The 11,335-nt window shown below is 76.3% G+C and carries 9 protein-coding genes; 5 read left to right on the top strand and 4 right to left on the bottom strand.

The window, feature by feature from the left end; translation table 11 throughout:
• Nucleotides 1-160: 160 nt before the first annotated feature.
• The 5 genes from IE98_RS0129715 to IE98_RS0129695 all read left to right on the top strand — a co-directional run bounded on the left by IE98_RS0129715 (nt 161) and on the right by IE98_RS0129695 (nt 7,208).
• Entirely contained in the window at nt 161-970 is an 810-nt protein-coding gene (locus IE98_RS0129715; protein WP_030274255.1) for an urea amidolyase associated protein UAAP1, read from the top strand.
• Nucleotides 967-1,572: an urea amidolyase associated protein UAAP2 gene (locus IE98_RS0129710; RefSeq protein WP_030274254.1), complete on the top strand. Its 606-nt coding sequence runs from the start codon at nt 967-969 to the stop codon at nt 1,570-1,572. The genes IE98_RS0129715 and IE98_RS0129710 overlap by 4 nt, the downstream gene beginning before the upstream one ends.
• Nucleotides 1,573-1,581: 9 nt before the next feature.
• Entirely contained in the window at nt 1,582-5,154 is a 3,573-nt protein-coding gene (gene uca / locus IE98_RS0129705; RefSeq protein ID WP_030274253.1) for an urea carboxylase, read from the top strand.
• Nucleotides 5,151-6,821: an allophanate hydrolase gene (locus IE98_RS0129700; protein WP_030274252.1), complete on the top strand. Its 1,671-nt coding sequence runs from the start codon at nt 5,151-5,153 to the stop codon at nt 6,819-6,821. The genes uca and IE98_RS0129700 overlap by 4 nt, the downstream gene beginning before the upstream one ends.
• A gap of 114 nt (nt 6,822-6,935) precedes the next feature.
• A complete protein-coding gene (locus tag IE98_RS0129695) occupies nt 6,936-7,208 on the top strand; it encodes a hypothetical protein (RefSeq protein ID WP_030274251.1) in 273 nt (90 codons plus the stop codon).
• A 25-nt stretch (nt 7,209-7,233) separates the two neighbouring features.
• Here IE98_RS0129695 and IE98_RS0129690 read toward each other — a convergent pair whose 3' ends face one another.
• Genes IE98_RS0129690 through IE98_RS0129675 form a run of 4 tightly spaced genes read right to left on the bottom strand, consistent with a single transcriptional unit; the run spans nt 7,234 to nt 11,267 of the window.
• Nucleotides 7,234-7,941, bottom strand: coding sequence for a GntR family transcriptional regulator (locus tag IE98_RS0129690; protein WP_030274249.1), 708 nt, complete (start codon nt 7,939-7,941; stop codon nt 7,234-7,236).
• Nucleotides 7,942-7,981: 40 nt separating this feature from the next.
• Nucleotides 7,982-8,893 (bottom strand): ornithine cyclodeaminase family protein, encoded by a 912-nt coding sequence (locus tag IE98_RS0129685; RefSeq protein ID WP_052391131.1) that lies wholly within the window; start codon nt 8,891-8,893, stop codon nt 7,982-7,984.
• The gene (locus IE98_RS0129680) at nt 8,890-9,930 is read right to left on the bottom strand and encodes a proline racemase family protein (RefSeq protein WP_030274245.1); all 1,041 of its coding nucleotides are present in this window, start codon (nt 9,928-9,930) and stop codon (nt 8,890-8,892) included. Before IE98_RS0129680 ends, IE98_RS0129685 begins: the two co-directional genes overlap by 4 nt.
• Nucleotides 9,927-11,267 carry an aldehyde dehydrogenase family protein gene (locus IE98_RS0129675; protein ID WP_030274243.1) on the bottom strand — a complete coding sequence of 447 codons (1,341 nt, stop codon included), beginning with the start codon at nt 11,265-11,267 and terminating at the stop codon, nt 9,927-9,929. The genes IE98_RS0129680 and IE98_RS0129675 overlap by 4 nt, the downstream gene beginning before the upstream one ends.
• Nucleotides 11,268-11,335: the final 68 nt, after the last annotated feature.

Raw genomic sequence — 11,335 nt, 5'->3', positions numbered from 1 at the left:
GGCTGGCGGGGCGGGCGGGCGGGCGGCTGGTGGCGGACACCCGGCGATCCTCGCACACCGTCGCGCCTCACCGTGGTCGTCGATCACCGTGAGGGGACGGTAACTCCCGTGTTACGCACGGGCAATGGCGGCGAAGCCGGTCCTCCCTAATTTCTGTCGCATGACAGAAATCCACGAGGCCGAGGCCGGCACCGCCACCACCACGGCCGCCCGCGCCCACGCCAGGTCCCAGGCGGGCACGGTCGTCGACTGCATGCCGCTGCTGCCGCCCCCGCCGGGCACCCTGTGGTCCGAGACCGTCGCCGGCGGCGGCTACACCCACCTCGTCCTCCCGGCCGGCACGGTGGTCACCCTCACCGACCGGGACGGCGACGCCTGTGCCCACCTCCTGCTGTACGTCACCGGGCGGCCCTGGGAGCGGCTGAACGCGGCCGACACCGTCAAGGTGCAGTGGAACGCCTACCTCACCGGGGGCAGCCAGCTGCTCTCCGACCAGGGCCGGGTGCTCGCCACCCTGGTCGAGGACACCTCCGGCCGGCACGACGCACTGGCCGGCACCTCCTCCGCCGCCCGCAACACCGCCCGCTACGGCGACGGCGCCGCGCACGGCTCCTCCCCCGCGGGCCGCGAGCTGCTCACCCTGGCCGCAGCCAAGCACGGCCTGACCCGGCGCGACCTGCCCGCCCCGGTCTCCTTCTTCCGGGGCGTGACCGTCGCGGCGGACGGCACCCTGCACCCGACCGGTTCGGCCGGCCCCGGCGCCCGGATCGTCCTCCGCCTGGAGCAGCACACCACCCTGCTGCTCGCCAACACCGCCCACCCGCTGGACCCGCGTCCGGCCTGGCACTGCTCGCCGCTGCAGGTCACCGCCGTGCCCGGCGAGGTGACCGGCCCCGGCGACCCGCACTGGGACACCACGCCCGAACGCCACCGCGCCCACCTCAACACCGCCGCCCTGGGGGCCCGATGACCGTCCTGCTCGACACCGAGGTGCCCGCCCGCGGCGCCTGGTCCGCCGTCGTCCGCCGCGGGCAGCTGCTCACCGTCACCGACCTGCACGGCAACCAGGCCGTGGACTGCCTGGTCTACGACGCGCACGACCCGTCCGTCCGCTACAGCGCCGCCGACACCCTGCAGGCCCAGGGCTCGGTCTTCGTCGGCAAGGGCACCGTGCTGCTCTCCACCGAGCACACCCCGCTGATGACGGTGGTCGAGGACGACTGCGGCCGGCACGACACCATCGCCGGCGCCTGCTCCAAGGAGTCGAACTCCCTGCGCTACGGCCACCACACCTGGTCGCAGCACGCCTGCGTGGAGAACTTCCTCGCCGAGGGCGCCCGGCACGGCCTCGGCAAGCGCGACCTGGTCTCCAACATCAACTGGTACATGAACGTGCCGGTCGAGGCGGACGGCACCCTCGGCATCGTCGACGGGCTCTCCGCCCCGGGCCTGCGGGTCGTGCTGCGGGCCGAGACGGACGTCCTGGTGCTGGTCTCCAACTGCCCGCAGATCAACAACCCGTGCAACGGCTTCGACCCGACGCCCGTCCGCATGACGATCACCGAGGACTGAGCGGGAACCATGGCCTACGACACCCTGCTGATCGCCAACCGCGGCGAGATCGCCGCCCGGATCGTCCGCACCGCGCGCCGGATCGGCATCGCCACCGTCGCCGTCTACTCCGACCCGGACCGCTCCGCGCCGCACGTCCGGCTCGCCGACCACGCGGTGCGGCTCGGCCCGGCCGCCGCCAAGGACAGCTACCTGCGCACCGACCTGGTGCTTCGGGCCGCCCACGACAGCGGCGCCGGTGCGGTCCACCCCGGCTACGGGTTCCTCTCCGAGGACGCCGCCTTCGCCCGGCAGGTCGAGGCCGCGGGACTCGCCTTCGTCGGCCCGACCCCCGCCCAGCTGGAGGTCTTCGGCGCCAAGCACACCGCCCGCGCGGCCGCCGAGGCCGCCGGGGTGCCGCTGCTGCCCGGCACCGGGCTGCTGCCGGACCTGCCCGCCGCACTCGCCGCCGCCGAGGGCGTCGGCTACCCGGTGATGCTCAAGGCCACCGGTGGCGGCGGCGGCATCGGCATGCAGGCCTGCCGGGACGCCGCCCAGCTCGCCGACGCCTGGGAGCGGGTGCAGCGGGTCGCCGCGGCCAGCTTCGCCACCGCCGGCGTCTTCCTGGAACGGCTGGTCGAGCACGCCCGCCACGTCGAGGTCCAGGTCTTCGGCGACGGCGCCGGCCGGGTGGTCACCCTCGGCGACCGGGACTGCTCGCTGCAGCGCCGCAACCAGAAGGTGCTGGAGGAGGCCCCCGCGCCGGGCCTGCCCGACCGCGTCCGCCGGCAGCTCGCCGACTCCGCCCGCGAGTTGTGCGCCTCCGTCGGCTACCGCTCGGCCGGCACCGTCGAGTACGTCTACGACGCCGTCCGCGAGGAGGCGTACTTCCTGGAGGTCAACACCCGTCTCCAGGTGGAGCACCCGGTCACCGAGGCGGTGTACGGGGTCGACCTGGTCGAGTGGATGCTCCGGCTCGCGCAGGGCGACCGCTCGGTGGTCCGCGCGGTCGGCACACCCGACGGGCACGCCGTCGAGGCCCGGGTCTACGCCGAGGACCCGAGCCGCGACCACCGGCCCAGCGCCGGCCTGCTCACCGAAGTCGCCTTCCCGGCCGGCGTCCGCGTCGACACCTGGGTGGAGACCGGCACCGAGGTCACCACCGCCTACGACCCGATGCTCGCCAAGGTGATCGTGCACGGCACCGACCGGGCGGACGCGCTGGCCCGGCTCACCGACGCGCTGGACGGCACCCGGATCCACGGCATCGAGACCAACCTCGGACTGCTGCGCGCCGTCCCCGCCGTGCCGGCCGTCGCCTCGGCCGTCCACCACACCGGCACCCTGGCGCACGTCGCCGACCCGACCCCGCGGATCGAGGTCGTCCGGGCCGGCACCCAGACCACCGTGCAGGACTGGCCGGGCCGGACGGGCTACTGGCACGTCGGCGTGCCGCCGTGCGGCCCGATGGACGACCTCTCCTTCCGGCTCGGCAACCGGGCCCTCGGCAACCCCGAGGGCGCCCCCGGCCTGGAGTGCACCCTGCTCGGCCCGGCGCTGCGCTTCACCGCACCCACCTGGGTCTGCGTCACCGGCGCGCCGACCGACGTCGCCGTGGACGGCCTGCCGGTGCCGCAGTGGGAGCCGGTGCTCGTCCCGGCCGGCGGCCTGCTCGACGTCCCGGCCCCGCCCGGCCCGGGCCTGCGCAGCTACCTGCTGGTCGCCGGCGGCATCGAGGCGCCGGACTTCCTCGGCAGCGCCGCCACCTTCACCCTCGGCGGTTTCGGCGGCCACGGCGGCCGGGCGCTGCGCACCGGCGACGTGCTGCACGGCGGCACCGGCGCCCTCGGCGAGGGCGCGGGCCCGGTCGCCGACCGCCCGGAGTTCACCTCCGCCTGGCAGCTGCCCGCGGTCGAAGGGCCGCACGCCGCACCGGAGTTCTTCACCGAGCAGGACATCGCCGAGTTCTACGCCGCCGACTGGTCGGTGCACTTCAACAGCGCCCGCACCGGCGTCCGCCTGGTCGGCCCCAAGCCCGCCTGGGCCCGCCCGGACGGCGGCGAGGCCGGCCTGCACCCCTCGAACATCCACGACACCCCGTACGCGGTCGGCGCCGTCGACTACACCGGCGACATGCCCGTGCTGCTCGGCCCGGACGGCCCCTCGCTCGGCGGCTTCGTCTGCCCGGCGACGGTCGTCTCCGGCCAGCGCTGGAAGCTCGGCCAGCTCCGCCCCGGCGACACCGTCCGCTTCGTGCCCGTCACCGGCGAGGACGCCGCCGTGCTGCGCCGTACCCCGGCCGCCGCACCGATCGCCTCCCGCCCGGCGATCGTGGACGGCGGTGTGCTGCACCGCACCCCCGCCGGCCCCGACCGGCCGAGCGTCACCTACCGGCGCAGCGGCGACGACAACCTGCTGGTCGAGTACGGCCCCATGCAGCTCGACCTGGCGCTGCGGATGCGCGTCCACGCGCTGGCCGAACGGCTGGCGGCGCGGCGGCCGGAGGGTGTCGTCGACCTGACCCCGGGCATCCGCTCGCTGCAGGTGCACGTCGATCCGGACGTCCTGCCGCTGTCCGAACTGCTGGTGCTGGTCCGGGGGATCGAGCGGGCGCTGCCCGCCACCGACCGGCTGGTGGTGCCGAGCCGCACCGTCCACCTGCCGCTGTCCTGGGACGACCCGGCGACCCGGGAGGCGATCGAGCGGTACATGGCGGGCGTCCGGGACGACGCGCCGTGGTGCCCGTGGAACATCGAGTTCATCCGGCGGATCAACGGCCTGGCGTCGGTGGACGAGGTGTACCGCACGGTCTTCGACGCCGAGTACCTGGTGCTCGGCCTCGGCGACGTCTACCTGGGTGCGCCGGTGGCGACCCCGCTCGACCCGCGGCACCGGCTGGTCACCACCAAGTACAACCCGGCCCGTACCTGGACGGCCGAGAACTCGGTCGGCATCGGCGGCGCCTACCTCTGCGTGTACGGCATGGAGGGGCCGGGCGGTTACCAGTTCGTCGGGCGGACGGTGCAGATGTGGTCGGGCTGGCAGCAGCGCGGCCCGTTCGAGCCGGGCGCGCCGTGGCTGCTGCGGTTCTTCGACCGGATCCGCTGGTACCCGGTCTCGGCGGAGGAACTGCTGGAGATGCGGGCCGACATGGCGGCCGGCCGGTTCGCGCCGAAGATCGAGGAGGGCGAGTTCGCGCTGGCGGACCACCTGCGCTTCCTGGACGAGAACGCCGGTCCGATCGCGGAGTTCCGGGCCGTCCAGGCGGCGGCGTTCGCGGCCGAGCGGCAGGCTTGGGAGGAGGCGGGCGAGTTCGACCGGGCCGAGCGGGCGGCGGGCACCGCACCGGCCGCGCCGCGCACCGTCACCCCGCCACCGGGCGGCAGTGTGGTGGAGGCCGAGTTCACCGCCTGCGTGTGGAAGGTCGACGTGGCACCGGGCGAACGGGTGCGCAAGGGGCAGCAGTTGATGGCACTGGAGGCGATGAAGATGGAGTCGGCGGTCACCGCGGACCGGGACGGCGTGGTCGCGGAGCTGCTGGTCGGCTCCGGCGACCAGGTCGAGGCCGGCAGCCCGCTCGTGGTGCTGGGGGCGGTCGCGTGAGCGCCGCCGTCACAGCCGTGGAGCGCGTCTGCCGGGCCTACGCCCGGATCGCCGTCGCCGACCGGCCGGAGGTCTGGATCGACCTCCGTCCGCAGGCCGAGGCCGAGGCGGAGGCCGCCTTGGTGGACGCCCGGGTCGCCGCCGGCGAGCACCTGCCGCTGGCGGGCACGGTCTGCGCGGTGAAGGGCAACATCGACGTCGCCGGGCTGCCCACCACCGCCGGCTGCCCCGGCTACGCCCACCTGCCCGAGCGGGACGCCCCGGCGGTGGCCCGGCTGCGCGCGGCCGGCTCGGTCGTCCTCGGCACCACCAACCTCGACCAGTTCGCCACCGGCCTGGTCGGCACCCGCAGCCCGTACGGCGCGGTCCGCGGCACCGCCGACCCGGAGCGGATCGCCGGCGGGTCGAGCTCCGGTTCGGCCGTCGCCGTCGCGCTCGGCATCGCCGACCTGGCGCTCGGCACCGACACCGCGGGCTCGGGCAGGGTGCCGGCCGCCCTCAACGGCATCGTCGGCCTCAAGCCCGCCCCCGGCCGGGTGCCCACCGAGGGCGTGGTGCCGGCCTGCGCGAGCGTGGACTGCGTGTCGGTGTTCGCCCGGACGGTCGGCGAGGCGGAGGCCGCGCTGCGGCTTCTCGCCGACCCCGCACCGGCCGCACCGGCGGCCCGCCGGCCGGGCCCCTGGCGGATCGCCGTCCCGGCCGTCGCCGGGCTGGGCAGCCTCGCCGACGGCTGGGCGGAGGCCTTCACCGCGGCGGCCGACCGGTTCGCCGCGGCCGGGGCCGAGCTGCGCGACCTCGACCTGGTCCCCTTCGACACGGTCGCCGCCATGCTCTACCAGGGCGCCTTCGTTGCCGAACGGTACGCGGCCGTCGGCGAGTTCGTCGACGCGCTCACCGAGAAGGGCGGCGACGGCCTCGACCCGGTGGTGGCCGGGATCATCCGCGCCGCCCGCGACGTCCCCGCGCACCGGCTGTACGCCGACCTCGCCGAACTGGGCCGGCTGCGGACGCTCGCCCTGGCCGAACTCGGCGACGCGGACGCCCTGCTGCTGCCCACCACGACCTGGCACCCGACCCTCGCCGAGGTCGCCGCCGACCCGGTCGGCAGCAACGCGCGGCTCGGCCGCTTCACCAACTCGGCCAACCTGCTGGGCCTCTGTGCGATCGCGGTACCGGCCGGCACCGTCCGGGGGCTGCCCTTCGGCGTGATGCTGGTCGGCCCGGCCGACACCGAGGCCCGGCTCTGCGGCCTCGCCCGGCTGCTCACCGAACCCCCCGTCCGGCTGGCGGTGTTCGGCGCCCACCTGACCGGCCAGCCGCTCAACGGCCAACTCACCGCGCTGGGCGGCCGGTTCTGCGGCGAGGTGGAGACGGCGCCGGCCTACCGGCTGTACGCCCTGGACACCGTCCCGCCCAAGCCCGGCCTCGTCCGGGTCGAGGCGGACGGCGCCGCCGTCGCCGGCGAACTCTGGGAGCTCCCGGCCGCCGGCCTCGGCACCCTGCTGGCCGGCCTCCCCCACCCCATGGCCCTCGGCCCCGTCCTCCTCGCCGACGGCACCCGCACCCCCGGCTTCCTCTGCGAACCCGCCGCCCTCGACGGAGCCGAGGACATCACCGGCACCGGAGGCTGGCGGTCGCACCTCGGGCGGGAACCTGCACAACCCTGATCGGCCGTGCGCACGGACCGGCCCGCCCCGCCCGGCCTCCCGAAGGCCCCGCACCTGACTTGCCCCGAATCGGCCCGGGATGTGAAGGTGTCGTGCACTTGCAAGGAGGTAGCCATGATCGCTGGCCCTGGTTTCTGGGATCAGGAGATCGAGCGGGCGGGCTGGGCGCGCGCGCTGTCGGCAGGTCCGGCCGATTTCCCGGAGGTCGCGGGCCGCAGAATGGTCTGGGGCCGGAACTGCTACGTCCGCGGGCGGGACCGGCTGGTCATCGAGTGGTCGGACCAGGTGACGATAGCCGCGGCCCTCCTGAACGGCCGGCCGTGCCCGCTGGGCTCACCGGAGGACCTGTCCAGGGCCATAGCGCAGGACCACCGCCCCGGCTGGTGACCCTCCCGGCGCAGACCGGGCGTCTTCAGCGGGCGCGGAGCCGCAGCGGCTCCTCCTCCGCGGCGGCTTCGAGACCGGCCGCCCAGAGCGAGCGGACGTGTCCGAGGTGGCGGGACATGCACTCCTCGGCGGCCTCGGCGTCCCCGGCGATCATCAGGTCGAGCAGTTCCAGGTGCTCCTCGGCGCTGGAGACGAGTTCGCCGCGCTGGTCGAGCCTGGTGAGCCCGTACAGCCGGGACCGCTTGCGGAGGTCGCCGACGGTCTCGACGAGCCGGGCGTTGCCGGCGAGGCCGAGCAGGCCGAGGTGGAAGCGGCGGTCGGCCTCCAGGTAGGCGATGAGGTCGTGCTCGCGGGCGGCGGCGACGATGGCCTCGGCCTCGGGGCGGAGCGCTTCGAGCTGGTCGCGGGTGGCGGTGCGGGTGACCCGTCCGACCGTCGGCACCTCGATCAGGGCGCGGATCTCGGTGAACTCGTCGAGGTCGCGCTCGCTGAGCTCGGTGACCCGGAAGCCCTTGTTGCGGACGGCCTCGACCAGGCCCTCGCGGGCGAGGTCGAGCATGGCCTCGCGCACGGGCGTGGCGGAGACGCCGAAGTCGGCGGCGAGGGCGGGGGCCGAGTAGACGACGCCGGGGCGCAGCTCGCCGGAGATCAGGGCCGCACGCAGGGCGTGGGCGACCTGGTCGCGCAGTCTCTCCTGGACGGAGATGAGGGCGCGGGGCTTGAGGTCCGCCATGGTGTGCCTCCGGAGGTGTACTGGACCCCATCGTACAATGTCACGTTGCGCCGAGCCCGGTGGTGCTCTCGTACTGGGCGGCGGCGACCGCGAGGTCCTCCCAGGCCATGCCGACGCTCTTGAACAGCCGTGGCCGATCATGGGGGACAACTGCCGCGCCCGTCACCAGTTCTGAAAGATTAGCAAGCGGTGCCGGGCCGTCCTCGGCGAAGGCCGCCACCAGGTCCCCGGCCTCCCGCAGCGCGGCCGACCGCGCCTCGGCGTACAGCGCCGACCCGCGGACGAGCACGGTGTCGACCTCCCGGGCGTCGGGTTCGTGCGAGCCGACGGCGGCGACGGCGGCGTGCGGCGCCACGAGCCGGCCGTCGAAGAGCGGGGTGCGGGCGGTGGTGCAGCAGACCACCAGGTCGGCCTCGGCGACGGCCTCCGGTCCGCCGACCGCCGCGGCGGTGCCGCGGGCCCGGGCGTGCGCGGCGAGCTCCTCGGCGGGGCCGGGGCGGCGGCCGACCACGGTGACCCGCTCGACCGGCCGGACGGCGAGCAGCGCGTCGAGGTGCCCGTACGCCTGCGGTCCGGTGCCGAACAGCACCAGGTGCGGGGCGTCGGGGGCGGCGAGCCGGTCGAGGGCGAGGGCGGTGACGGCGGGGGTGCGCAGCGCGGTGAGGGCGGCGCCGTCGAGCAGGGCGAGCGGCTGCAGGGTCGGCCCGTCGAGCAGCAGGTAGCCGCCGGTGATCCGGGGCAGGCCGTGGTCCGGGTTGGCGGGTGCCACCCCGGCGATCTTCACGCCGGCGTAGCGGCCGGCCGCGGCGGGCATGAGCAGCAGTTCGCCGGCCGGCACGGGGACGGCGGTGCGCGGCGGCGCGGTCTCGGGGTCGAGGCCGGCCGCGAGCGCGTCGGCGAGGGCGCGGACGGCCGCGGCCGGCCCGAGGGTGAGCGGCAGGTGGGGGATCACAGCAGGAAGCCCGCTCCGAGGTCGTCGTGGGGGTCGAGCAGGAAGCGGTGCTCTCCGGTGCGGTGGGCGGTGCCGGTGACCTCGGTGAGCAGGCCGCCGTCCCGCTCGCCGAGCACCCGGCCGGTGAAGGCGGTGCCGATCAGCGACTCGTGGCGCAGTGCCTTGCCGGGCGGCAGCACGCCGTCGGCGGCGAGCAGGGCGAGCCGGGCGGAGGTGGCGGAGCCGCAGGGCGAGCGGTCGATCTGGCCGTCGGCGAAGACGGTGACGTTGCGCTGGGCGGGGCCGTCGCCGGTGTCGGGCAGGGTCTCGTACAGGACGGTGCCGTAGACGCCGGAGAGCCGGTCGTCGGCGGGGTGGCGGGTGGCGGGGTGGCCGTCGAGGGCGGCCCGGACGGCCTGTCCGGCGGCGGTGAGGCCGGGCAGCCGGGCGGTGGTGACGCTCAGCCCGAGGTCGGCGGCACGGACGAAGGCGTAGCAGGCGCCGGCGTGGGCGACGTCGACCGTGCACGGCCCGTACCGGGTGCTGACGTCCAGGCCGCGGGCGGTGACGAAGGCGGGCACGTTGCGGAAGGCGATGCCGGTGGTGCGTCCGCCGCTGCGGTGCACGGTGGCGGCGACCCGGCCGGAGGGGACGTCGATCCGCACCTCGGCGGTGCCGTCGGCGGGTGCGGGGACGGTGCCGGTGTCGACGGCCCAGGCGGCGAGGGCGATGGTGCCGTGGCCGCAGGCGGTGGAGTACCCGTCCTTGTGCCAGAACAGCACGCCGAGGTGGGCGCCGTCGTCGTCGGGCGGCACCACGAAGCCGCCGTACATCCCGGCGTGGCCGCGGGGTTCGCGGGTGAGCAGCCGCCGCAGGTCGTCCAGCGGGCCGGGGCGGGGTGCGGTGGCGGTGCCGCCGGCGCCGATGGCGACGGCGCGGCGTTCGGCGACGGTCTCGCCGGGGACGGGCGGCAGTCCGGCGGTGACGATCCGGAAGGGCTCGCCGGCGGTGTGGTAGTCGACGGCCTCGACGACGACGGGCCCGGGTGCGCCGCTCATGCGCCGGGGAGGAGCGTGACGGTGCGGCTCGCGGTGTAGAACTCCAGGGCGGCGGTGCCCTGTTCGCGTCCGCCGTAGCCGGCCGAGCCGGTGCCGCCGAAGGGCAGGTGGAAGTCGACGCCGGTGGTGGGGGCGTTGACCCGGATCATGCCGGCGGCGAGCCGGTCGGCGGCGGCGAGCGCGGTGTCGAGGTCGCGGGTGTGCACGGAGGCGGCGAGGGTGTGCCGTCCGGCGTTGGCGAGCGCGATCGCCTCGTCGAGGTCGGCGGCGGGCAGCAGGACGGCGAGCGGGCCGAAGTGCTCCTCGGTGCGCAGCGGGTGGCCGGCGGGCACGTCGGCGAGCAGTGCGGGTTCGAAGCCCCAGCCGGTCCCGGGGGTGCGGCCGCCGCCGGTGAGGACGGTGGCGCCGGCCTCGCGGGCGGCGGCGACGGCGCCGGTGAGGCGGTCGAGGGCGGCCTCGCCGATGACGGGGCCGCGGTCGGCGGCGGCGAGCCGCTTGGTGAGGGCCTCGCGCAGCGGCTCGTACGCGGCGCCGACGGCGATCACCTGGCCGGTGGCGGTGCACTTCTGTCCGGCGTACCCGGCGACGGCGGCGGCGAGGTGGTCGGCGGCCTGCTCGATGTCGGCGTCGGGCAGCACGATCGCGGCGTTGAGTCCGCCGAGTTCGGCCTGGGCGGGGATGCCGCGGGCGGCGGTGGCGGCGACGACCCGCTGTCCGACGGCGGTGGAACCGGTGAAGGAGACCACGTCGGCGGTGTCGATCAGGGCGGTGCCCTCCTCGGCGCCGCCGGGCACCACGGTGAGCACGCCCTCGGGCAGGCCGAGGAGTTCGGCGAGGCGCAGCGCGCAGGCGGTGGCCTCGGGGGCGGGCTTGAGGACGGCGGTGTTGCCGGTGGCGAGCGCCGGGGCGGCCTTCCAGACCGGGATCGCCAGCGGGAAGTTCCACGGGGTGACGAGCCCGGCGACGCCGTGCGGGCGTCGGCGGGTGAGCAGCAGGCCGGGCCCCGAGGCGGTGTCGTGCACGGCGCCGACGGGGGCGTAGGGCGCCTGCGCGTAGTAGCGGAGGATGGCGACCGCGCGGGCGGTCTCGGCGCGGGCCTCGCCGGGCGGCTTGCCGACCTCGCGGACGGCGAGCGCGGCCAGCTCCTCGGCGGCGGCCTCGACGGCGTCGGCGGCGCGGCCGAGCGCGGCGGCGCGGCCTGCCGCCCCGGCGGCGTACCAGCCCGGCTGGGCGGTGCGGGCCCGGTCGACGGCGGCCCGGGTGCCGGCCGCGCCGGCGGCGTCGACGGTGAGCACCAGGTCGGTCGGGTCGGCGGGGTTGTACGAGGTGACGGTCACGTCGGGTCCTTCGGAGGGTGCGCGGACGGACGGGGTGTCGGCCGGGTGGCGGGCCGGGTTCCGGCCCG

It is taken from the genome of Streptomyces sp. NRRL B-24484 (genome assembly GCF_000717715.1).
Taxonomy (GTDB): Bacteria; Actinomycetota; Actinomycetes; order Streptomycetales; family Streptomycetaceae; genus Kitasatospora.
Note: the sequence above shows the minus strand (reverse complement) of the source record. Positions and strands in the feature narration are given on the sequence as shown.